We start from the raw sequence: 24448 nt of genomic DNA on the forward strand, positions 1-24448 counted from the left end.
CGTCGCTTTTTGCTGCATGTAATATGAGTGATATACAGCCCGTGTTGAGAAGCTAAGGTCTGTGCATGGCTAACTTAGCTTTCAACGACAAAAAGATTGAATTTTATTCGCTTGCGCTCTCGGGCAAACGTGCCACACCAGACTCTATTGCTGCTTTAGAAACTGCAGTTGCAATGCGTTCACAAAGGCGAGGGTCCATCGGCTTCGGAATAATATACTCTTTACCAAACGTCAGGCTGTCGCTTTTACTTGCCGCTAATACTTCCTCGGGAACCGGCTCTTTAGTAATGCTGCGAAGGGCTTCTACGGCCGCGACTTTCATTTCATCATTAATTGCCGTTGCGCGAACATCCAACGCGCCCCGGAAAATAAACGGGAAACATAAAACATTATTGACCTGATTCGGATAGTCAGAGCGACCTGTGGCCATGATAAGGTCTTTGCGTACCTCATGAGCCAGTTCTGGTTTTATCTCAGGGTCTGGATTTGAACAGGCAAATACAATCGGATTTTCAGCCATTAGCGCCAGCGTTTCTGGTGGCAAAACATCTGGTCCTGATACGCCAACAAAGATATCTGCGCCTTCCATAACATCTTCTAACGTCCGCTTGTCGGTATTATTAGCAAAGAGCTTTTTATGTTCAGTTAAATCTTCGCGACGAGTATGGATGACGCCTTTTCTATCAAGCATGTAAATACGCTCGCGCTGAGCACCACACTTAATAAGCAGCTCCATACAGGCAACCGCGGCAGCCCCTGCACCCATACATACAATTTTAGCGCTCTCGATATTTTTACCCTGAATCTCTAGCGCGTTAAGCATACCTGCTGCAGTTACGATAGCTGTACCGTGCTGATCGTCATGAAACACAGGAATTTTGCAACGCTTAATAAGCTCTTGCTCAATTTCAAAACACTCTGGCGCTTTAATATCTTCTAAGTTAATTCCGCCGAAGGTATCAGCGATGTTGGCAACTGTATTAATAAACTCTTCTGTCGTGCGATGCTTTACTTCAATATCGATAGCATCAAGCCCCGCAAAGCGCTTGAAAAGCAGGGCTTTGCCTTCCATTACAGGTTTCGATGCCAGTGGTCCTAAATTCCCCAACCCTAAAATAGCGGTTCCGTTACTTATAACGGCAACCAAGTTACCTTTACCCGTATATTTATAAGCGTTATCGGCATCTTCAGCGATTTCTCTGACCGGCTCGGCCACGCCTGGGCTATAGGCAAGAGCAAGGTCATCGACACTATCGGCCGGCTTGGACAGCTCAACGCGGATTTTTCCAGGGGTAGGTTTAGCGTGATAATCGAGTGCGCGTTGTCTAAAATCTGACATGTAAAATGGTATCCTTGAATGTAGGGTTCATCGGTGTTTTGCCCTCGGTCTGTCGCTATTTTATTGTTGTTGTAGGTATAGATAAATTAACGTGAGCGCAATACAACTAAGCAGTTAAAAACGTCTTATAATCAATTGCTAGCGCCAGAGTTAGTACTGAACGATGTGTGTCGTACCTAAAGCGCCAGAAGGCTACTATTGAGCTATTATTCACAGTATTAATACTCACTATTAGTATGCCGTTGGCAACTCTAACACAGCTAATTACTGTGTACATATCTGATCAGAATTCTCATTTACCAATGTAGGTGAGACGTACTAATTAGACCAGTAAAATACCGCTATAATTGTCATTCATATTATTTATTTTGACAGGCTGCTTCATTCGGTTGATCTATTGAGATGGCTTGGGTTTTAACGTTGCGTTGACCGAGTGCGACTAAAACGAATGTTTGTTTCAGCGATATCCAAGCGCCTTTAGCATTGTACGGTGAAAACCATCGTCTTTTTTAAGCGCCTATTTTGTTTGATAAAATGACATTAAAGTTAATGCAAATGTACTCATTTATGGGGGAACGCTCCGCGGAGAGTTAACAAATGACAGAAAGAAAATTAATTGCCGTTCTTACCGATGTTTGTGAAACGGCGAAGCAAGGTGACAATGGCTTTGTTTGGCTAACTCATACTGGTCACTGGAGAACGCCACAGGTAGTGGCGGTATTCACAACTGAGCAAGCAAGAAAAAAGGCGCTAAGTAGCGGATGGGATACTTGGTTCATCAATGAAGTGAATATTGCCTTGGACTCAGTTAAATCGAAGGCACAAGCCATACATTTTGATAGCGAAGAAGCTTGTAACAGTAGCAGTAGGGGTGACTGGGAAAAGCATCTGTCGCGGCGAGATAGCGTCCATTAACGTCAAGTGAAGGTGCTTGGTATCTGCATTCCCACGTTTCGCTAGGAAACTTGCCTGTGCCTTCTGAGTGGGCACTTATCTATGCGGATTGGTATAAACCATCAAAATAGAAATAATTTAAGCAATAAAAAAGCGCCATAAAGGCGCTTTTTTAAACTCGATATCAGGCTTACTTTTTGCCCAACGCACCGAAACGCTTCTTGAAGCGATCAACACGACCACCAGTATCAACGTTACGTTGCTTACCAGTGTAGAATGGGTGGCATGAAGAACATACGTCTAGGTTGATGTCTTTACCAAGCGTAGAACGAATATTCATTACGTTACCACATGAGCAAGTTGCTGTGATTTCTTCGTATTTAGGGTGGATATCTTGTTTCATTGGGTTACCTCACATAATAAGGCCGTATCGCTATACAACCCGAAGTCGCACACCATACGTTACTTAATTCAAATGATAAGTCGTTCAAAGAACAGCCTATCGCAAAAAGAGCGGCGCATAATAAAGGATGGGAGGGGCTTGATCAAGCGGTTTTTGACTAATTGCTAAACAAGGACGCGACACAAGAAGGGCAAACCAAAACATTCCTTTCATGCTTAACCGTAAAGTATGTTTAAATATTTGTCGTACAAGACTAAGGCAATACGGGCTAGTAATAAACTGTGCTGTGAGCAGCGCAAATTTCTGCAATGTTAGGCTAAGCAGGTAGGCCTAGTCGTGTAAGTGATTTCAATATAAGTAGCCCATTATTGAGAGTTCGGTAAGCGCAGAGTGCGCTGTAAAAGTCATCAAATAAGGTAGAACGTTCGCAATGGCCTTTATCCAAGTTGCCGTGCCAGTGCCACTGCGCCAACTTTTCACATATACCCACGACAGCGCACTAATTGCAGGTGTGAGGGTAGTTGTGCCTTTTGGCCCACGTAAGTTAGTGGGTGTGGTCGTTGAAACACTGCAAAAACCTGAAAGTAAAATTGATAATGTCGATAAGCTAAAAGCCATCGAGTCGGTACTTGATGACAATCCTGTTATAGATGATGTGTTACTGAAAATGGCCCAGTGGCTCTGGCAGTATTATCATCATGCGCCGGGTGAAGTTTTGCACGCCATGTTGCCTGTTTTACTGCGCAAAGGTGAGTCGGCGGCCCCTACACCGCAAGATATGCTAATGCTTACCGAAGAAGGTAAGCAAACGGCTGCAGACATGTTATCGCGTGCTCCTAAACAACAAGCCTGTTTTACGGCACTGGCTGGTGGTGCCTTATTAGCCTCGCAGGCGCGCAAGCAGTATGGAGCACCTGCGGTCAAAGCGCTCGTCGAAAAGTCGCTGGCAAGTATCGAAGAAGTGGCACCTGAATTTAAGTCGGGCAGTTGGCTTGCCTCTTTATCAGTGTCTGAAAAACCAATTCCAGACACTGAGCAGTCAGTTGCTATTGCCGCGCTTAACCGTCAGCAAGGCAACTTCGCGGTAAGTTTGCTTGAAGGGGTTACCGGTAGCGGTAAAACAGAAGTGTATCTACAGGCTATCGAGCCTTTGTTGCGTGCGGGTAAGCAGGTCCTTATTCTTGTGCCAGAAATCGGACTTACGCCGCAAACGGTGTCTCGTTTTGAAAAGCGGTTTGGCATAGCCGTGGGTGTTTTGCATTCTCAGCTTTCTGATAAAGAACGGCTGCACGTTTGGCAGCGAGCCAAGGCTGGCGAGCTCGGTATCATTATAGGTACACGTTCGGCTATTTTTACTCCCCTAAACAACCCCGGCATGCTAATTGTAGACGAAGAGCATGATGAGTCATTCAAGCAGCAAGATGGCTTGCGTTATCACGCGCGGGATCTTGCTGCTATGCGCGCCAAGCAGCACAACATTCCACTTCTTTTAGGTAGCGCCACTCCGGCACTTGAAACGCTAAATAATGCATTAACTGGTCGCTATGCACACTTACAATTGACCAAGCGTGCTGGCGGCGCGAGAAGTACGCACCAGCACGTTTTAGATGCCCGCGATCAGCCAATTCATTATGGTATTTCGCAAGGCCTGTTGACTATTATGCGTCAACATATCAGTGCAGGTAATCAGGTATTAGTATTTGTAAACCGAAGAGGCTATGCGCCAGCGCTGCTATGTCATCACTGTGGTGAAACCGTAATGTGCAAGCGTTGTGAGCGCCCGTATACCGTTCACAAATCACAAAACCGGCTACAATGTCACCATTGTGGTGGTATGCGTTCGATGCCGTCGAACTGCGAGGCGTGTCACCATTCTGAGCTTGTAACAGCTGGAACTGGAACTGAGCAGGTTGAGCAAGGCCTTTCAAACCTATTTCCTGGCGTTAAACAAGTGCGCATAGATAGCGACACCGTGCGGGGAAAAGACAAGCTTCACCAAACCCTTGATGCAATAAACCGGCAAGAATATCAGCTGCTGGTTGGCACTCAGATTTTATCAAAAGGTCATCATTTTCCGCATGTAACACTCGTCGCGGTATTGGATTGCGATGGCGCATTATTTAGTGCTGATTTTAGAGCGCCAGAAAAACTTGCTCAGCTTGTTACTCAGCTAGCGGGGAGGGCAGGGCGCGCTAGCAAACCAGGAGAGATGTGGCTTCAAACCCTGAATCCTCACCACCCATTATTACAAGACTTGGTGCACAATGGCTACGGGCATTTTGCCAGACATGCGCTCATGGAGCGAAAAGCGGCAGGGCTTCCACCCTTTACAAGTCAATTCGTTATTCGTGCCGAAGCCAGCGACAGCAGTTTGGCCTATCACTTCTTGTGCGAATGCAAACAGGTATTCAATCAACAACACGCCGTTGAAATAAACGGTCCGTTTCCCTGTTTGATTGAAAAGCGGCAAGGCCGGTTTCGATTTATGCTGGTATGCAGCCATGAAAAGCGAGCGCCGCTTCATAACGCGCTACGTTTGGCACTGCCATTTTTACAGGCGTTGCCACAGGCAATGAAGGTAAGGTGGTCAATAGATATAGATCCTACCGATTTCAGTTAGCTTGTTGAGTAGCAATACGTTAAAATTTCCACTCAGTGGAAGGTGTGATAAACACTTTTCTTCGCCAAATTTGAACTACGACGTTTCCTTACGAATACGAACAACGATAACAAGTAGGAATATAGCCGACTATGGCCCAACGCGATTATGTCTCTCGTGGACGCTCTACCCAAAAAAAGAAGCCTTCAGCAAAAGGTCGAAAGCCTGCTGGAAACGCTCAGGTAAACGGAGCGGTAGCCGCTAAGCTCCCCATTATTCGAATTGTAGGTGTGTTTGCCCTTGTGATTGGCTTCGGTGTCTTTTTATGGTCAATCAAAGATAACGTTGAAGAAGATGTAGATACACAAGTATCTCGCCCCATTGCGCCAACGGAAGAGTCATTGCCTGAATTGCCCGAAGAAGAGTGGGAATACATAAAAACCCTGCCAGGGTATGAAGTTGAAGTAGAAGTAAAAGAGCAGGAAAAATCCGATAAGCGTTATTTAATGCAGTGCGCCTCGTTTAGAACACGTGCTCAGGCTGAAGAGATGAAAGCTAAAATTGCGTTCCAAGGTTTAGAAGCTTTGATTAAACAAAGCTCTGGCAGCAACGGTGAATGGTTTCGCGTTATTTTAGGCCCTTACGAGTCGAAAAGGGATGCGGAAAAAGCAAAGCACAGTCTGCGTAAAGTGAACATAGCGACTTGCCAAATTTGGTACTGGAATTTGTAGCATTTCATATTAGGTAACATGCGATACGTTGCGTAAAGCGCAGAAATAGAGTGTATATAAGGAATGCATTTACAAGGAAGTTTAAATGAGTATTGCCACTACCGAGCAACCCGACTACGCCGCTTATAGCATAGAAGAGCTTGAGGACGTTCTAGAAAATATCGATAAGGATGCCTTTCCAGAGCGCTACCAGGCAGCGAAGAAACAGCTCGCTTCAAAGCGAGCAATGTTGCCATCTGAGGATGATACGGATAGCGTCCATCAGGATGAACATTTTACTCGACCTAAATGGTCTGAACTACACCTGATAACACGCATCTCAAACGTTACCTTTTTAATACTTATTGGCGCAATGTTCATAACAGTTTTTACTGATTTTCTAGTGATTAATGCATGGCTAGACAATTCAACATGGGCCATTCTGCTGCTCATTGTTGTTTATAGTGCCCTCTTTTACTTCTCTATCTATATCGATAAGCGACACGCACAATTCGTGACTAAAGATTTCCGCGGCAAAATAACAGTTTTCGGTATGCCGTTTCTGGTATTTTTCTTAAGCTTGAGTTTTGTTGATACGGCATTGCCCTACACCCTGCATTTAGCGTCTGATAAACAAGAGGTAGAGCGAAAAATAGCTTATAAGAAAGGAAGCGGTTCTAAACACTGTCGACACTCGCTGTTGCTACAAGAGAGCGAAACCTTTTCCGATGGTCGCTTATGCTTAAGTCAAGATGAGCACAAACGTTTACCAAATAAAGGTTGGGTTTATGTACAGGGCCATGAAAGTGGTTTTGGTTTTGAAATCGAAGAGTATCGATTTCGCTAAATTTCAATCATGATTGCCTGTACATCAACAACTTCAAACACAATTAGTCCGAGCACAATCAGGTTAACCACAACCGTTATCCAATAAACACTCATAAATGCCGATTTGCTGCGCTTGTGTTTAAACAATTGCTGAGCTATCAATGCGCCAGGCCAGCCTCCTGTTAAGCTCAATAAGTGAAGCTTTGCCTCTGAAATACGCCACATGTTGTTTTTTGCCGCAAATTTGTCAATACCGTAAAAGAGCACGGTAACTAAGCTCAACGCTCCATAAACAATCGATAGTACGGCAGGTAACTGACCCGACAATGTTAGCAAGGCAAGTACACTGCAAAATATGCTTAGTAGAATAACGTTTCGCTTTGTTTGTGAGGTATGCTTATTAGCGCTAGAGCGTTTTGCTTTGTATTCTTTTAGCAAACTAATGTTGTGAGCGCGGTGGCTACCTTGCTTATCTTTTTCTATTTCATAAATAATGATATCGCCATTGATGGGGCGCCTGGAGCGTTGTTTAAATGCCTTTATGTGAACAAACGCTCTTATACCACCGCCGTTAGGTTCGACGAAACCAAAACCTTTGACATCATCCCACTGCTTAATTCTTCCCTGATACTTCATAACCCTTCCTTTACTGCCATTCGCGTCGCTACTACAACTTCATTTTACTGCTTGGACATTTCTTCAAATAACCACAGGCATAACTGATGAGAGTATGTATGCAATAAATAGCGCACTCAATAGATAACCTCTGCAATAAGCCTTTAGCGCAGAAAGCTTTGAGCGCACATTATTCACTCTTACCCTTGAAATTAAAACGCCTCCCCCCACTTATTTGTTATTGAATTATTACGCTGCTGCCTTAGTGAGGCAAAAAGCTACACATATAATGCGGCAGCGCCCAGCTAAACGGGGAATTAACGTGACAACGATTGTATCTGTACGACGTGGGAATCAAGTGGTAATGGCCGGTGATGGACAGGTATCACTGGGCAATACCGTAATGAAAGGTAATGCGCGCAAGGTGCGCCGTTTGTACCACGACAAAATTCTAGCGGGCTTTGCGGGTGGTACAGCCGACGCATTTACGCTATTTGAGCGCTTCGAGGCTAAGCTTGAAGCCCACCAAGGCCATTTAACCAAAGCAGCAGTAGAGCTTGCTAAAGATTGGCGAACCGATAGAGCGCTACGCAAGTTAGAAGCCTTGCTTGCCGTGGCTGACGAAACTGCATCATTTATCATTACCGGTAACGGCGATGTCGTGCAGCCAGAACAAGATCTTATTGCGATTGGCTCTGGTGGTAACTACGCGCAAGCTGCGGCTACGGCACTACTTGAAAACACTGAACTGAGCGCCAAAGAAATTGCTGAAAAGGCGCTGACCATTGCTGGCGATATTTGCGTATTCACCAATCATAGCCAAACAGTTGATGTACTGGATTACTAAGTAATAGCGTAACGCTGTTATCAGCTCGCTGCCACAGCTTTGAAACTGGTAAAGCGAGTACTTGTTAGATAAGGGTTTATTCATGTCTGAAATGACACCAAGAGAAATTGTTCACGAGTTAGACCGTCATATTATCGGTCAACAGGATGCTAAGCGCGCTGTGTCTATTGCACTTCGAAACCGCTGGCGTCGTATGCAGCTTGAACCAGAGCTGCGCCAAGAAGTTACGCCAAAGAATATTTTAATGATTGGCCCTACGGGGGTAGGTAAGACTGAGATTGCTCGCCGTTTAGCAAAGCTTGCTAACGCGCCTTTTATCAAAGTTGAAGCAACAAAGTTCACCGAAGTGGGCTATGTAGGTAAAGAAGTCGAGACCATCATTCGTGATCTCGCCGATATTGCGGTGAAGATGACGAAAGAAAACGAAATGAAAAAAGTGAAATTCCGCGCGGAAGAAGCTGCGGAAGAGCGCATTTTAGACGTATTACTTCCACCACCAGAAGATGCATGGGGAAATAAAGAAAACGTTGAAGATCGCGGTACACGTCAGGCATTTCGCAAGAAGCTTCGCCAGGGCGACCTAGACGACAAAGAAATTGAAATCGATGTGGCACTTCCGCAGGTGGGCGTGGAAATCATGGCGCCTCCAGGCATGGAAGAAATGACCAACCAGCTTCAAGGCATGTTCCAAAACTTGTCCGGTTCGCAGAAGAAAAAGAAGAAGCTGAAAATTAAAGAAGCTTTCAAGCTGCTTATTGAGGAAGAGGCGGCACGCCTTGTTAACCAAGAAGACTTGAAAGAAAAGGCCATTGAGTCGGTAGAGCAGCACGGCATTGTGTTTATCGACGAAATTGACAAAATCTGTAAGCGCGAAGGCAACTCGTCTGCAGACGTGTCTCGCGAAGGTGTTCAGCGTGACTTGCTACCGCTTGTGGAAGGTTCAACGGTATCAACCAAGCACGGTATGGTGAAAACTGACCATATCTTGTTTATTACCTCGGGTGCTTTCCAAATGAGTAAGCCGTCGGACCTTATTCCAGAGCTTCAGGGTCGTCTCCCTATTCGCGTTGAGCTATCGGCGCTTAAAGTCGGCGACTTCAAGCGCATTCTTACTGAACCAAATGCGTCGTTAACGCACCAGTACATCGCGCTAATGAAAACCGAAGGTGTTGATATTACTTTTGATGATTCGGGTATACAGCGCATTGCGGAAGCGGCATGGCAGGTGAATGAGCGCACCGAAAATATTGGTGCCCGCCGACTTCACACTGTTCTTGAGCGTTTAATGGAAGATATCTCGTTTGATGCTTCAGAGAAAAGCGGTGAGTCGTTCGTGATTGATGCAGACTACGTTAACAGCCACTTAGAAACCTTGGTGGATAACGAAGACCTGTCACGTTTTATTTTGTAATTTAACGCTAAGTAGAGATTTCTCCGATCGTTGGATTATGGGCTAACACTCTACATAAATAGATTATAAAAAGCCGAACTTATAAGTGAGTTCGGCTTTTTTGTTCAAATAATGTAGGCCCTAATTTTCAACTTTTCTCAATGGTTTTCGACCTCTTCAAGACGACATCTGTTGTCATTGAAGCGTTTAGCTTCTAACCACCATGCTATAACGACTAATTTTTTAACAGTAATGCCACTAGCTTTTCTGTTATATCCAAACCAGTATCGTTTTCTACTTTTAAAAAATAGGGGCTCGGATTAGCTTCTAAAAAAAAGTATTTTTCCTTAGCACTTCTACGCCAATCGATTGCGCACCAATGCATGCCTAACGCTTGGCAAATTTTAACGGCCAGACGCTGCACCTCGTTTGGAATTATTGCCACTGATATGCTCGCGTTATCGTCGTTCCGGTAGTCCAGTTCTTCTGAGTCAATCTGAACGCTAAGTACATCACAGCCTAACACGTAACTTCTGATATTTGTGCCTTCAATATATTTCTGAAAAGTCACCGGTCGCTCACTGAGTAAGGTATTAAGTAAGGGCCGCATGTTCGGTTGTTTATTAACGAACTGTGCGGTTCTTCCGCCGCGCACGGGCTTATAAACGACGTCTCGCATGTTGTTACAAAACTGAGTGGCGACTTCCGGCGCATTGCCTACAAACGAATAAGGAATGTGGGCGCCGAGTTTGCCAGCAATACGAGATTGATAAGGCTTACACTGATGGCTACGAACAGCGTCGATAGAGTTTACCCATTTGATGTTGGCATAGCTAAACCAGCACAGCAAAGTGCTTGCGCGCTCCTGTTCGGTCCAGCCGTAATTTTCATACGCGCTACTGGGTTTATCCGGCATATTACTGTCCATGTTCGTACATTGAGTATCGGCGTCTGGTAAAGCTCCCGGTAGATATTCATGCCAGTAGGCAGCTTGGGTATTTGAAAAGGTGACCCTGGGTTTATCGCATAACAACGACGAGTCAAAATGAATTAATCCGTCATCAAAATCGGGGTCGTAACTGATAGTCCAAGTGGCGCCAAAATAACGTGTATTGGCAATATAAAATGGGATGTCACCTTGTTGTAAAGCCCGTGCAATGTGCTGAATTTGAGGGTCTTGTTCACTTCCTAATAATGCGACGTGCATTTGCGCTCCTTGCTCGAGGAAAACTTAAAACTACGGGTGATAAAAACAACACATGCATGCACATACCGCTAAAGGCATACATATGTTGTTAAAGCATATAGAGTGAGGATTAAGACAATATATCCGGAAGTTCGCCGCCGCCCTCTCCAATAGCCAAGGTAATGTAGACGGGCTCTTTAGGTTCAGGAACTATAGCGGGGGGACTTTCAATCAATCGAGCCCGCAAGCCTCCGGATACCTCAAAAAGTTGGGCTTCTGCAAGTTGCACAGGGTAACCGGCTGTAGGTTGTTTATGACTTAGTTGATGTTGATGGTTTTTCATAGTGTACGCTCCTTGTAGTGGCGTGTTGAGTAACAAGACAATGTCACCTAAAGTGAAGTTGCCTCTTGGTAAAGCGTTCTAAAGCACCCTGCAATGAGCGCAGAACGATTTGATATATTGAGCTTTTTGTAAATATTGGCGCAGTGAAACTTTACGGTCCTTTCACTGATGAATAACTCTGAGGCGATTACTTTGTTAGAGCAGCCTTCCATAATTTTGTGTGCAACTTGTAACTCCCGTTTAGATAAGCAATCAATTGGGATCACGCTGCCATAAGCGGTAATACCACTTGCATCTATCTGCAAACGTTCAGCGGCTGTCATCAACACCGCAGGTTCTCTTATTTCATGGTCTTTCATTAGATTTCTCCGTGTTTACCTGATATTGCGCTCCAGATACTTCTGCGGGAGAGCATGGATGTAAGATGCCGTCTGCCAGACGATAAACTTTGTCTGCCATGGCGATAGACTGTGGACGATGAGCCACAATGATTCGTGTCATATTTAAAGATTTGAGGTGATGATTGATTTGCGCTTCGTTAGCCATGTCCAAATGGCTACTAGCTTCATCTAAAAACAGTATGTCTGGGTTTTGATAAAGGGCTCTGGCAAGAAGCAGTCGCTGCTTTTGGCCGCCGCTTAAACTGCTGCCCATATCGCCCACGAGTGAGTGGTATTGCATGGGCATTTTCATGATTTCTTCGTGTATGCAGGCAAGATGTGCGGCATGAACCATTTTCTTAAAATCGGCCGCTTGCTCAAAACAGCAGATGTTTTGTGCGATTGTACCGCTTAAGCAAGTGTCTTCTTGTAACACCGAAGCGATGACTGGGCGTTTGACGTTATCATAATTCACGCTACCTTCTGATAAAGGGTACAGCCCCATTAAACACTTTAACAGTGTACTTTTTCCGCAGCCGCTATCGCCAATAATGGCAACGATGTCGCCACATTCAACTAAAAGGTTGATATGCCTGAATACCCATTCATTCGACGCGCTATAGCGATACCCTAAAGAATTAGCGTGAAGCGCTGTGGTATTAGACGGTGTGCTTGATGAGAGCGCATGGGTATAACTAAACGAACTAATAGTATTTGCTAAGAGAGTATTTGGCTTTGCCTGAGCAGGTGTAAACAAGATATCGCTGAGACGAGTCAAGTGAACGCCGAGCATATTTAACTCAATCAGTTTATTGACTACGCCGTCCAGCGCATTCACGAAGCGGGTTTTGTAAGCTATAAACGCGAGCAACATCCCGATTGAAAGCGTATTTTCCATTACCAGGCTTGCACCAACATACACAACCACCAGGTTCTCAGCGCCAAATAAAAGCTGATTTGAGAGGGTGCTGCCGATATTAATTTTGCCAAGGGTAATATCTTTATTTAACGTCGCTACTAGCTTGTTCTGCCAGTGTCCGTGGCGCTGCACTTCTTGTCCGTAGACCCGAATAGGCAGTATAGCCCTAACGCTTTCCATAAAATGACTTTGCTCTGATGCGGCCAGGGCAATACGTTCCGTGGTAAGTCGCTTGATTAGCGGCAATAGCCCTAGCCGAATACATAAATACACCAACATGATAGCGACGACGACAAGGGTAAGTTTTATCGAGTACAGCATCATTACGGCCAACGTGACCAGGGCCATGAGCCCATCCAGCAATGCGGTAACTACGCCAGTCGTTAAGAATTCTCTGATATTTGCTAGCGAGCCAAAACGTGAGACTACATCACCGATATGGCGCTTATCGAAATAATCTAGGGGAAGTGAAAGTAGGTGCTTAAATACCGACGCCGACATTTGAAGCTGAAGGCGAGAAGACACCGATAAAATAACCAGTTTTCGAACGCCGCATGTAAAAGTTTCAATAATTAGAAGAAGAGCAAACCCAATAGCAAGGGCCTTTAACAGCGCTTCGTTGTTGTAAATCAGTACATCATCGACCACTGTTTGCATGTAATAAGGTGCTGCCAATGCAAATAGTTGCAACACAATGGATAGGGCGAATAAGGTGATCAGGTTGCGCTTGAACCCTGTGGTGCGCGTAAAAAATTGAGAAAGTCCTAGGCGCGGCGAAGACGTTTTAGGTGAAAACGTGTCTGTAGGTGATACTTCAAGCGCAATACCTGTTATGCATTTGGATGCTTTATCGAATGTGAGCTTTCTCTCCCCGAGTGCTGGGTCATGAATAGTAATCACATCACCTTTTACTTTGGTGAGTACAACGAAGTGATTCATATTCCAATGCAATATGGCGGGACAGGCTAGCTGCGCAAGGTGTTCCATTTCAATTTTAATGGCACGGCTTTGAAACCCAAAGTCGCTGGCAACTCGCATAACATCCTTTAACGTACTGCCTCTAAGTGACACAGACATGGTGTGTCGCAGTGCATTGAGATCTCGCTTATCGCCGTAATATTGGGTAATCATGGCCATACAAGCTAGTCCACACTCAGCCGCCTCGCTCTGCAAAATAACGGGAACGCGCCGCTTTGTGTGAAGCGTGGTTGAGACGAGATTCATGGTAACGCTGGTCATACTTAAAGCTTCCCTTTAATGCTATAAATCGGTTCCATCAACCACTCCATTAAGGTGCGTTGACTGAGATGCACATCAGCAGAGAAGGTCATACCGGCTTTAAGCGAAATGTTGTTACCGTAAGCTAATATTTCGTTAGCGCTTATCTTTGCGGTGACCAGATACGCAGGTTCGTTTATGGATATCGGTACGTCGATAAGTTCGCCTGGCAGGATCAGGGAGGGAGAGATATTAGTAATTTCACCCGTCTGCACGCCAAACTTTTGATAGGGAAAAGCGTCGTAGCGAATGTGTAGGGCTTGCCCTTCACGCAAAAAGCCCGCTGAACGAACCGGTACAGCGATACGCGCCTGGATATCGGAATTGACAGGAAGTAAAGTCAGCAAAGGGCGCGCGTTGTCAACGGTGTAACCTTTCTTTACACGCAGACCAGACACTTGCCCACTGCGAGGCGCATAAATAGTTTCTTCTGCACTGCTTTTATGACTCACAATCTGCTGCTGAAGATCGCTCAGCGCGTTTTCCAAATTCGCTATCTCATTGTCCTGGCGCTTAGGTAGCGTTGCGATTTCATGTTGTAGCGTTGCAATATTTGTCTGCTCTATACGTCTGTCTTTTTTAGCCAGCGTCAGCTGTTGCTCTGCGGTCAACCGCTGAAGCGTATGGTTTTCAAAATCGGCACGGCTGATATGCCCTTTATTTAAGAGAGATTGTGCTGTTTCCCATTGATGAAACGCCATGTTCCAATGGGTCTCAGAAAGTGCAACGATAGCGTCTAAGTCATCTAATGTGCGCTTTGCCTGTGCTAACTGGTCGCTCAAAGTTTTGGCTTGAGCAAGATGAAGTGCCCGCAGGCGAGAAATATTTTCTAACGTTCGCTCACGTTTAGCTTCAAGTTCTCTAAGCAGTTGGATGCTCACGGGATTACCTGATGCATCACTATTACTGTAATCAACCGTGATTAACGGTGTGCCTGCCTCTACTTGCTCACCATCTTGAACTAGTACATCAATCACTTTACCTCGACGAGTATCAGAATAGAGCTTAAATACACCGTGGATAGGCTCCAGCCATCCATTTACCGAGGTCTTTCGGGCATAACTACCCATGTTCAGGTAAATGATCACCGCAACTATCCAGACAATGAGTAGAAGGGCAATAGCCGAAAAGACAGGTTTGGGTGTCATTAAAAAACTGCCGTCGAGTGTGTTTGATTGTTCATCCACGGCTTCCTTTCTAAATAGTCCTGTTCTCATCGTCTATCCTTGTACTGAGGGTCTGGTTGATTGTTATTGATGGTTAATAAGTTCTTTTTGTGTCCCGCATAGAAAGGTATCTGGCTGCCGCTTCCTTACTGGCTATTCATCCGTGGCATCGCAATCCGTGATGCCTCCTTTGTTGTGCTACCAGATACCTAGTGGTCATCGTTACTGCGGTGACGGTGTTCACTTTAGATGGGCGGCTAAGTTAATGAATTTTATGAGAGGTCTATATTTTTAGAGCGCAAGTTTTATTGAGATTTGGCCCATTTTTAAATGTACTTGGCTCGATTTTAAAGGTTGATATGACGCAAAGAATTAGCAAGCGAATAAAAAGAAGTCATAGATCTGTATAAAGAATGTGCTATAAAAAACAAAGGAATATGAAAATAACACGGTAAGAATAAATAGAAGGAAGTCTCATGTTTGTGCCAAGCATACTTTTGAAACAACTCTACACACGCGCAAGTCTGACCAAGACGGATAAAGGCCTCTCTTTTTCTCTAAAAAACAGATTAAAAGACGCAACCATCAAAGAGGTGAAATGGATATCCCTCGATGGCGAAAAAATTCCCGAAGAAAAAATTTCACTTCAACTTACTCCCGATTCCTGCATTTCAGTAGACGCATTGAATAAATCAGGCGGAGAACCCTTTGGTTTGCGTCAAACTATAACCGTGCATTTAGACATCGACGAGGCACCTTGTCCGGAAAAGCGAAAGCTAGGCATTTGTTTTTCTGCATCCCCTTTCGGAAAGCTCAAATTTGAGGTGGAAGATAATATAACGGCACCAGGACAACGCAGTGCGTTTATTCCTCGAGACGACATGGATGACTATGGTGAGAGCATTATAAAAACACGCCAAGAGTATTTCGAAAGTGCGACGGGCAAAAAAATTGACCATGTAGGTAAGTATTCCATCGACCCACAGGCACTTAAAGGAAATATTGAGCATTTCATTGGTGTGGCTCAAGTTCCTATTGGTATTGCAGGGCCTTTGAAAATAAACGGCGAACATGCTCAGGGGGAGTTTGTCGTGCCGCTGGCAACTACCGAGGGTACATTGGTAGCATCGTACAATCGCGGTATGAAATTGCTCAATATGAGCGGCGGCGTAACGGCTACGGTAGTGGATGATGCTATGCAGCGGGCGCCAGTATTCATTTTTGAAAATGCCCGAGGCGCCAGAGACTTTGTTAAGTGGGTCAAAAAGAATTTCGAGAAAATAAAGGAAGAAGCTGAAGCAACATCAAGTATTGCAAATCTTACCTATATCGATCACTTCCTCTCTAATAAATTCGCCTTTTTGCGCTTTAACTTTAAGACGGGTGATGCAGCAGGTCAGAACATGGTAGGCCGGGCCACTTTCGCTGCCTGCGGGTGGATCTTGGACCACTACGAAGGGATAGAGAATTTTTATCTTGAATCCAATTTCGCCACTGATAAGAAAGCATCACAGATCAATATCATGCGCACTCGCGGTAAGCGCGTTACTGCCGAAGCAACAATTAAGCGTGAACATTTGTTAGAGGTGATGCGTGTAGAGCCTAAACAGATTGACTATCACGGTCGAGTTGCCGGTGTTGGTTCATTCTTGTCTGGTGTGAATAATACGGGTCTTCATTCGCCAAACGGCATTACAGCTATGTTCATTGCCACAGGGCAGGACGTGGCAAACGTGTCTGAATCGTCGGCAGCAATAATGTATTCCGAGTTAACTGAAGACGGAGACTTGTATGTCTCCATCACAATACCTTCTCTTATTGTGGCCACCTATGGCGGCGGTACAGGTATCGGTACGCAGCGCGAGTGTTTAGAGCTCCTCGATTGTTACGGTCGAGATCGCGTGTATAAATTTGCGGAAATTGTAGCCTCGGTTGTGCTAGCTGGGGAGATATCGTTGGCATCAGCAATAAGCTCATCAGACTGGGTATCGTCTCACGAACAGTACGGGCGAAATAGATAGATTGATAGAAATAAATTCGTAGTAAAAAGGGCTTCAAATCATGAAGCCCTTATGCTGAGAGCTAGCGTTAATTAATGCTCCCAATGATAGTGGTGCGCTTTCGCTTCAACTTCATCTGCGGTTTGCTGCGGCATAAAGGTGGCATTGTCTTGCTCAAAAAAGAACGGTTTGCGTTTTTCTTTGCTCCCCACTTCGTTCATGGTCGCTGACTCATAAACGCGGCCATTGAGTACGGTGTATTCTACGAATTCACTCTTTCTGATATCGCTAAGTACATCGCCATCAATCACGACCAGATCAGCAAGTTTACCTTTTTCGATACTGCCAAGGTCTTTGCCCATTCCTAGGTGTTTAGCGCCATCAATCGTGCCACCGCGTAGCGCTTCCCAAGGGGTAAAGCCGCCTTGCTCCATGATCCACAGTTCCCAGTGAGCAGCTAAGCCTTCGCGTTGCCCGTGCGCACCAATATGTACACTGACCCCATTATCTCGAAGTTCTTTGGCGTAGCTAGCTACGTTTTGATGGTTATACTGATTTTCTGGCGCAGTAGGTCTGCGAATCGCGCGGCTATCTAAAATAGTTGACGGGGTATAGCGAAGAAGGCGCGGGTTCTTCCACACTTCGGTTTTGTCGTACCAGTACTCTTCACCCATCATGCCGCCGTAAGAAACAACAAAGGTCGGCGTGTAGCCAAATTCCGTGGCTTTCCATAGCTGAGTGACATCGCTGTAGCCTTTCTCCACAGGAATGCTGTGCTCAAGACCCGTGTGACCGTCTACCAGCATAGTCAGGTTTTGTTGAAGCTTACCGCCTCCTTCAGGCACTACCATCATCTCTTGATTTTTTGCTGCCCACAGCACTTGCTGACGCTGATCACGACGGGGCTGGTTGTAGCTTTTCACCGAGATAGCCCCGGCTTCTTTCAAGCGCTCTACATGGAAGTATGCATCTTCATAATTGTTGATAATCGCTTTATAACCTAGTCCTTCTGCACCGTATAAAATAGTGCCGGTGGAGTAGATACGCGGCGCAACAATATCGCCTTTACGCTGTAATTCAGCCGCAGCGAAAATTTCCGTTGTATCGTTTGAAGGGTCATGAATGGTGGTTACACCGAACGACACATTCGAGTACTGACTCCAGTTTTGCTGAGGAATAATCTCATTGCGGCCCTGTGAACCGTGCGCGTGAGCATCAACAAGCCCTGGAATAATCGTTTTACCTGAGGTGTCTATTTGCATAGCATCTTCAGGAATAGCGATGTCGCCACGTTTACCCACCGCTTCAATACGATTGTCTTTAATGAGCACCACGCCATCTTCAATTACCTCTTGGGTATTGTCGGCGTCGCGCATGGTGACCACTTTACCGCCAACCAACGCTTTGTAGCCAGAGGGCTTGTCAGCTTTAGTGGTGAACGACAAATCCATACCTTCAGCTACCGGCTCAGGCAACGTTTCTGCTGCGCCGTCAACAAAGGCAAAGGCTTCATCGAGTGAACGGCTAAATAGCGTAGGGCCGTTAAACCAGCTAAGGGTTTTGTTGTCAGGCGACCACGTTAGGTATTCACCTGCGCGACTTGAGAGCTGAGTTACCGGCAGTGACGTCATATTCGGACCAATGGTAATGCGCTTACCATTTTCTACAAACGGCGCCACATAGGTTTTAAATTGGTATACGAACGCGACCCATTTTTTATCGTGAGAAAGTTTGTACTCACTTACCTTATCCGCACCGTAAAGGTGAGTTTGCTTGTCGTTGCCTTTAAGGTTAACGCTTGAAAGTTGCGTTTCATAGTACGCTTCGCCGCCCGCTGACTCGGTGAAGTAAACCCTGTCGTCGTTACCCGCGAAATGCGCGTTATAGCCGCCATCAGAGACTTTCTCTACCGTGTCTTCTTTAAGGTCCGCGACATAAATACCTGGTTCAACCGAGTATTTAGGGTCGAGTAAATAGCCGCCAGTAAATTTGCGGAAAACCACCTTTTCGCCATCGGCAGAGAACGAAGGCTCAATGTAGTGACCAGGCTGTTGGGTAATGACTTTTCCTTTACCACCACGGGCAGATACCACGCGAACAGTGCCTAATTCTTGGTCATTCCATGTGGTATAAACAATCGACTTTCCATCGTTAGAAAAACGCGGATAGTATTCGTCGTGATCGTTTTGTTTAGTTAAACGCTTAATTTTGCCTGACTTCACGTCGCGCACATAAAGTTTACCTAACGCTTGGAAGAGTACGGTTTTACCGTTCGGCGACATTTGCGACCAGCGAATCATACGAACGTCAAATTCATCAGGGGCTACATCAACGTTAAAGCGCAGGGCATCTGCATATTTCACGGTGCCTTCAACGGTTACGTCCATGGTGCTGGTGGTTTTGTCTTTCACGTTGATAGTGTGGAACTTACCACCTGTCCAATATACAATTTTGCTGCTGTCTGGCATCCAGTCGAAGTAAGCAAAATAGCCTTCCGAGCCAAAGCCTTCTTGCATATCTCGCTCAAGTTCCAACGTAAGCGGAGTTTCTACCCCTGTCTTTATGTCTTTAATGAAAAGCGCTGTTCTGTCTTTAACACGGCGCACGAAAGCAATGTATTTTCCGTCTGGTGAAGGTGTGGGTACAACGGCACCGCCTGTACCGCTAATATAGCGGCTCTCTTCGCCGGTTTCGCGATCGTAGCGAGTGATAGCAAAAATGCCTTCTAGCGGGTCGCGATTATATTCGAAACGGGCGCCCGGAACGGTGTTTTCGGTGAAATATATATACTTACCGTCATGAGAAAATACAGGGTCGGCAATGTTTTGCTGGTCGCGTTTTCCGCTGTTACGGGCTTTAATTTGAAGTCCGTCGCCACCTGATTTGTGATACATCCAAATCTCGCCTGCTGGAATACTGCGGCTAGACATAATGCCTTTGGTTACCACTAAATATTCGCCGTCGGGGCTCCATTTAGGTGAGTGTATGAGATTGCTTTTTTCTTTGGTTATTTGGCGAAGGTTGCTGCCGTCAATATCCATAACCCACACGTTACTTAACCCATCTTGATCCGAGATAAACGCAATTTGCTTACCGTCAGGAGAAATGGAAGGGTGAATATTCCACGCGAAGTCTTGAGTAAGTGGCGTCGCATCACCACCTTTTGTGCTCACTTTGTAAAGATCGCCGAGCATGTCGAAAACCATAAACTCGCCATTTGGCGCCACGTCTAAGCTAGACCACGTGGTTTCATTGGTTTTGATAGTAACTTCGTTTAATGCATAAGGCGGGTTGTTAACGTCCCACTTTTCAGATTCATTTTCTGTCTTTTCTTCACCGTCGTTTTGGGCATATGCAATAGGTGCTGCACTTAAGCCCAACGCGCTTACCAGCGCTATGGCTAGCAAATTTTTCTTTGTTGTTATCATAATAATGTTTCCAAGTGCTTGTTATTTATTTTCTGTCGGCATCAGAGTACATGAACTCACTTACTGGTTTGTACCCTTCATTTGTAAATTTGAAGTTAATCTTACTGCAAAGCGGGCGAGATTAATTTAGCTGATGCGATTGTAGGTATAATTTTAACGTTCAGTTATCCTTTCATCACTGTCAATGATGCTTGTCTATTACAGCAATAGCCGCTAATTTCGTAACAAGCTATTAACAACGAATTGTGTGGATATAACCGTGAGCGACGCTGAACAACAAATTCATTATTCTACTTGTACGCTTTGTGAAGCAATGTGTGGCATTGAAGTAGCGACAAAAGGCCGTCAAATACTGTCAATAAAAGGGGATAAAGATAACCCATTTAGCCAGGGGCACATTTGCCCGAAAGCCAGTGCGCTCAAAGACTTATATGATGATCCTGACCGTTTAAAGCGCCCTGTAAAAAGAGTAAAACTCGAAGGACAAGAAGGCAAATGGGAGGACTGCACCTGGGAAGACAGTACCTGGGAAGAGATCGGGTGGGATGAAGCCTTCGACCTAGTTGCTAATAACCTGCACCGCATTCAACAGACTCACGGTAACAATGCGGTAGGTGTATATCTAGGAAATCCCAATGCGCACAACATGGGCTCTATTCTTTTTGGCCCCTATTTTTATCGCGCGCTGAAGACCCATAATCGTTACTCTGCCACATCAGTTGATCAACTGCCGCATCATATTATCAGCCGCAGGCTTTTCGGCCATATGTCGCAAATTCCTATTCCTGATATCGACCACACGCAGCACTTTATGATTATTGGGGGTAACCCGCTGGCATCAAACGGCAGCATTATGACTGTGCCTAACGTTAAAAAGCGCTTAAAAGGTATTCAAAACCGGGGCGGAAAAATTGTGGTTATTGACCCGAAAAGAAGCGAGACTGCAGACTTAAGTTGCGAGCATCATTTTATCCGCCCTGGCAGTGACGTATTACTCTTACTCGCTATGCTTAACGTATTGTTTGAAAGGGAGTTGTATAACTTAGATGCCTTAAAGCCTTACGCTGAAGATATCAGCGAAGTAGAAAAATACGTTAGGCCTTATTCGCCACTAAAAGTGAGTGAGCACACGGGAATCTCAGCGAGTGTGATTACTCAGCTTGTTACCGACTTCTGCGAGGCAGAATCGGCCGCTTGTTATGGGAGAATGGGGGCGAGCGTGCAAGCGTTTGGTACGCTAACGCAATATCTAATTATGCTATTTAACATGCTCACCGGAAACTTAGATAAGCGCGGTGGCATGATGTTTACTCAGCCAGCGGCTGATACCCTGCCAGTGTCAGGCAAAGGCAGTATGGGTGATTTTACATCACGGGTGCGCGGACTTCCTGCCTTCGCTGGAGAGTATCCTGTAGCCTGTTTGGCTGAGGAAATCCTCACCCCAGGCGAGGGGCAAATTAAAGCCATGGTAATTGGCGCAGGTAATCCAGTAGTTACAACGCCAAATGCCGAGCAACTCGACCGCGCTTTTTCCACTCTCGAATTTACCGTAGCGGTTGATTTTTACATTACTGAAACCTCTCGCCATGCAGACATTATTCTTCCTCCGGTAACTGCCCTTGAACGGGATCATTACGATGTCGTTTTCCATAATTTCGCAGTACGAAATTTTGCTAAATACTCAGAAGCAGTAGTGGAAATAGACGAAGATCAGTTAACCGACTGGCAAATTTATCTGTCTTTGGCGCAGCGACTAGATGCACTAAACGGAAAGAGCACGGACCACTACCCATCGCTATGGGAAAAGCAGCCTAAAGGCGTGGTTGACGACCTCTTAAAAAGAGGAATGTACGGGAAAAATGGAGAGGGTGAAAATGCTGGGTATAAGCTTTCTTTAGAGACGTTGAAAGCGCATCCTCATGGTATCGATTTAGGGCCGCTGCAAAGCGCGCTACCGCACGCAATTTTTCACGAAGATAAAAAAATACATTTAGACTTTGAATATTTTATGGCGGACTTGGAAAGGGTTGATGCTCACTTTTTTAACGAGCAGAACGAGCCTAACTCGCTGGTACTCATTGGTCGACGTCATATAAAAACCAACAACTCATGGCTTCACAATAGCCCGAGAATGGTCAAAGGCAACAATCGCTGCACTTTGCAGATAAATCCAGAGGACGCGGATAAACACGATGTTAAAGATGGAGATGTAGTAACCGTGCGGTCTCGCGTGGGGCAGCTACAAATAGAGACTGAAATTACAGATGCGATTATGCCCGGCGTAATTTCTATTCCGCATGGGTGGGGGCATGATAAGAAAGGTATTAAGCTATCGGTCGCAAGCCAGCACCCCGGCGTTAATACGAATATTCTTACCGATGATCTGCTGGTAGATGAGCTTTCCGGAAATGCGGTGTTAAATGGCGTGCCGGTGGAACTTGAAAAAGTAAGTTAGGAAAAAGGGGCACCTTAAATAAAACCGGCTTTTGTTGTGAATCAAAAGCCGGTTTTGAAATCAGAGCAATGTCGTTTGCAAAAATAGCGCTAGCAAAAAGCGCGCGACATGAGTTGATAGGTTGTGATCAGCTACCACGCCATGCGAATAAGAAATATTACGTCATCGTAACAAACTCTTCGCCACTGGTAGGATGAATAGCCACGCATGCATCAAAGTCAGCTTTCGTTGCGCCCATCTTAATTGCAACAGCAAAACCTTGCAGAATTTCGTCCATGCCATGACCAATACCGTGTAGGCCCACTACTTTTTCATCTTTACCTGCGCACACCAACTTCATCTTGGTCATCTGACGATGGCGAGTCACTGCAGTATACATAGACGCAAAGCTTGACGTATACACTTTAATATCGTCCTCACCATACTGCTCAATGGCCTCAGGTTCTGTTAAACCAATCGTACCGATAGGCGGGTGGCTAAAGACAACCGTAGGAATGAGCGAGTAATCCATGTGTGCATCTTTTTGGCCGTTAAACAGGCGTTCACTGAGCAGACGACCTGCTTTAATGGCCACCGGAGTAAGCTCGGCTTCACCGGTAATATCACCTACTGCGTAAACGTTTTTCGCTGTGGTATTTTGATATTTATCCACTTTTACTGTGCCGTCATCACTAAGCTCAACGTCAGTGTTTTCAATATCAATGTTGTCGGTAGATGGCTTACGGCCAATGGCCCAGATGAGGCAATCGGCTTTTATCACTTCGCCATTGGTCAAATGCACTGAAAGCTCACCATCGTCAGCTTTTTCTACTTTTTCCACGCTGGCATGGTCATGTAATTTGCAGCCTTCAGCGTGGATCATATCTACCAAGGTTTCATGAATAATGGGGTCGAAATTTCTAAGTGGTGCGTGTTTGCGAACGACCAAGTGTGATTCAGTACCTAGCGCATGAAGGACACCCGCTAACTCAACCCCTATGTAACCTGCACCCACAACGACGGCTCGCTTTGGCTGCTCTTTTAGGGCAAAGAAACCATCGGAATCAATACCGTACTCAGCACCTTCGATATCTGGAATAATTGGGCGCCCGCCAACGGCAATAGTGATATGGTCAGCGGTATACTTTTCCCCGTTTACCTCTACCGTATTGTTATCGATAAACTTGGCAAAACCGCGAATTAGCGTCACGTCATTTGCAGTGAGTACACGGTCGTAAGATGCGTGTATACGCTCAATGTAGGCTTGGCGACTAGCAATAAGACTGTCCCAACTAAAGTGATTTACCGACAAGTCAAAACCGTATTCTGGCGCATAACGGTGAATGGCTTCTGCAATTTGGGCCCCGTACCACATGGCTTTTTTGGGGACGCAACCAACATTCACACAGGTTCCGCCGATGTCTTTTGCTTCAATGATGGCGGCTTTTTTACCGTGTTTAGCCGCGCGATTGGCAGAGGCAATACCGCCACTACCACCACCAATGCAAATATAATCAAAATGTGTCATACAAAAAGCCTTTTTTGTGGGTTAGACGAGTACAAACCTCTAAAAATTTTCTATGCCTTGATGAGGTTCGCTCGCGAAGCAACGTTGACGCCAGTGCGTATCATATAGAATAGTATTCTAGAGACCGGAACTTGCTTCAAGGAATTTCAGATAAATAATCA

18 protein-coding genes are annotated in these 24448 nt (G+C 45.4%); 8 read left to right on the forward strand and 10 right to left on the reverse strand.

The window, feature by feature from the left end; all coding sequences use genetic code 11:
• Window positions 1–103: 103 nt before the first annotated feature.
• Complete coding sequence (locus C6Y39_RS15725) at window positions 104–1339, reverse strand: malic enzyme-like NAD(P)-binding protein (protein WP_105932195.1); 1236 nt, start codon at window positions 1337–1339, stop codon at window positions 104–106.
• Between the two features lie 597 nt (window positions 1340–1936).
• Between C6Y39_RS15725 and C6Y39_RS15730 the strand changes: the two genes are divergently transcribed.
• Window positions 1937–2254, forward strand: a complete 318-nt coding sequence (locus C6Y39_RS15730) for a hypothetical protein (protein ID WP_105932196.1) — start codon at window positions 1937–1939, stop codon at window positions 2252–2254.
• 169 nt (window positions 2255–2423) lie between these two features.
• Here the strand turns inward: C6Y39_RS15730 and rpmE are convergent, their stop codons facing one another.
• Window positions 2424–2636, reverse strand: coding sequence for a 50S ribosomal protein L31 (gene rpmE, locus C6Y39_RS15735; protein WP_014950975.1), 213 nt, complete (start codon window positions 2634–2636; stop codon window positions 2424–2426).
• Window positions 2637–3066: 430 nt separating this feature from the next.
• Here rpmE and priA point away from each other — a divergent pair, with 430 nt between their 5' ends.
• The 3 genes from priA to C6Y39_RS15750 all read left to right on the forward strand — a co-directional run bounded on the left by priA (window position 3067) and on the right by C6Y39_RS15750 (window position 6792).
• Window positions 3067–5256, forward strand: a complete 2190-nt coding sequence (priA, locus tag C6Y39_RS15740; protein WP_105932197.1) for a primosomal protein N' — start codon at window positions 3067–3069, stop codon at window positions 5254–5256.
• Window positions 5257–5387: 131 nt separating this feature from the next.
• The gene (locus C6Y39_RS15745; RefSeq protein WP_105932198.1) at window positions 5388–5966 is read left to right on the forward strand and encodes an SPOR domain-containing protein; all 579 of its coding nucleotides are present in this window, start codon (window positions 5388–5390) and stop codon (window positions 5964–5966) included.
• 85 nt (window positions 5967–6051) lie between these two features.
• Entirely contained in the window at window positions 6052–6792 is a 741-nt protein-coding gene (locus C6Y39_RS15750; protein WP_105932199.1) for a hypothetical protein, read from the forward strand.
• Here the strand turns inward: C6Y39_RS15750 and C6Y39_RS15755 are convergent.
• Window positions 6789–7409: a DUF1294 domain-containing protein gene (locus C6Y39_RS15755; RefSeq protein ID WP_105932200.1), complete on the reverse strand. Its 621-nt coding sequence runs from the start codon at window positions 7407–7409 to the stop codon at window positions 6789–6791. The two genes, C6Y39_RS15750 and C6Y39_RS15755, sit on opposite strands and share 4 nt — an antisense overlap.
• 301 nt (window positions 7410–7710) lie before the next feature.
• On the opposite strand from C6Y39_RS15755, the gene hslV reads away from it, so the two are divergent.
• Together hslV and hslU are read left to right on the forward strand one after the other, a co-directional pair.
• A complete protein-coding gene (gene hslV, locus C6Y39_RS15760) occupies window positions 7711–8235 on the forward strand; it encodes an ATP-dependent protease subunit HslV (RefSeq protein WP_014950969.1) in 525 nt (174 codons plus the stop codon).
• 82 nt (window positions 8236–8317) lie between these two features.
• Window positions 8318–9646 carry an HslU--HslV peptidase ATPase subunit gene (hslU, locus tag C6Y39_RS15765; RefSeq protein ID WP_105932201.1) on the forward strand — a complete coding sequence of 443 codons (1329 nt, stop codon included), beginning with the start codon at window positions 8318–8320 and terminating at the stop codon, window positions 9644–9646.
• A gap of 214 nt (window positions 9647–9860) precedes the next feature.
• Here the strand turns inward: hslU and C6Y39_RS15770 are convergent, their stop codons facing one another.
• From C6Y39_RS15770 to C6Y39_RS15790, 5 genes are all read right to left on the reverse strand, one after another.
• Window positions 9861–10832 carry an ATP-grasp domain-containing protein gene (locus C6Y39_RS15770; RefSeq protein WP_105932202.1) on the reverse strand — a complete coding sequence of 324 codons (972 nt, stop codon included), beginning with the start codon at window positions 10830–10832 and terminating at the stop codon, window positions 9861–9863.
• A 109-nt stretch (window positions 10833–10941) separates the two neighbouring features.
• A complete protein-coding gene (locus C6Y39_RS15775) occupies window positions 10942–11154 on the reverse strand; it encodes a hypothetical protein (RefSeq protein WP_105932203.1) in 213 nt (70 codons plus the stop codon).
• A gap of 47 nt (window positions 11155–11201) precedes the next feature.
• On the reverse strand, window positions 11202–11513 hold the full coding sequence (locus C6Y39_RS15780; RefSeq protein ID WP_105932204.1) for a helix-turn-helix domain-containing protein: 312 nt from the start codon (window positions 11511–11513) through the stop codon (window positions 11202–11204).
• Window positions 11500–13692, reverse strand: coding sequence for a peptidase domain-containing ABC transporter (locus C6Y39_RS15785; RefSeq protein ID WP_240618918.1), 2193 nt, complete (start codon window positions 13690–13692; stop codon window positions 11500–11502). Before C6Y39_RS15785 ends, C6Y39_RS15780 begins: the two co-directional genes overlap by 14 nt.
• A 2-nt stretch (window positions 13693–13694) precedes the next feature.
• Entirely contained in the window at window positions 13695–14948 is a 1254-nt protein-coding gene (locus C6Y39_RS15790) for an HlyD family secretion protein (protein WP_105932205.1), read from the reverse strand.
• A 425-nt stretch (window positions 14949–15373) separates the two neighbouring features.
• Here C6Y39_RS15790 and C6Y39_RS15795 point away from each other — a divergent pair, with 425 nt between their 5' ends.
• Complete coding sequence (locus C6Y39_RS15795; RefSeq protein WP_105932206.1) at window positions 15374–16918, forward strand: hydroxymethylglutaryl-CoA reductase; 1545 nt, start codon at window positions 15374–15376, stop codon at window positions 16916–16918.
• Window positions 16919–16989: 71 nt separating this feature from the next.
• Here C6Y39_RS15795 and C6Y39_RS15800 read toward each other — a convergent pair whose 3' ends face one another.
• Window positions 16990–20325, reverse strand: coding sequence for an amidohydrolase family protein (locus tag C6Y39_RS15800; RefSeq protein ID WP_105932207.1), 3336 nt, complete (start codon window positions 20323–20325; stop codon window positions 16990–16992).
• 259 nt (window positions 20326–20584) lie between these two features.
• Here C6Y39_RS15800 and C6Y39_RS15805 point away from each other — a divergent pair, with 259 nt between their 5' ends.
• A complete protein-coding gene (locus C6Y39_RS15805) occupies window positions 20585–22780 on the forward strand; it encodes a molybdopterin oxidoreductase family protein (RefSeq protein WP_105932257.1) in 2196 nt (731 codons plus the stop codon).
• A gap of 157 nt (window positions 22781–22937) precedes the next feature.
• Here the strand turns inward: C6Y39_RS15805 and gorA are convergent, their stop codons facing one another.
• A complete protein-coding gene (gorA, locus tag C6Y39_RS15810; protein ID WP_105932208.1) occupies window positions 22938–24287 on the reverse strand; it encodes a glutathione-disulfide reductase in 1350 nt (449 codons plus the stop codon).
• Window positions 24288–24448 lie beyond the last annotated feature (161 nt).

Origin of the sequence: Alteromonas gracilis (assembly GCF_002993325.1) — a bacterium.
Classification (GTDB): Bacteria; Pseudomonadota; Gammaproteobacteria; order Enterobacterales; family Alteromonadaceae; genus Alteromonas; species Alteromonas gracilis.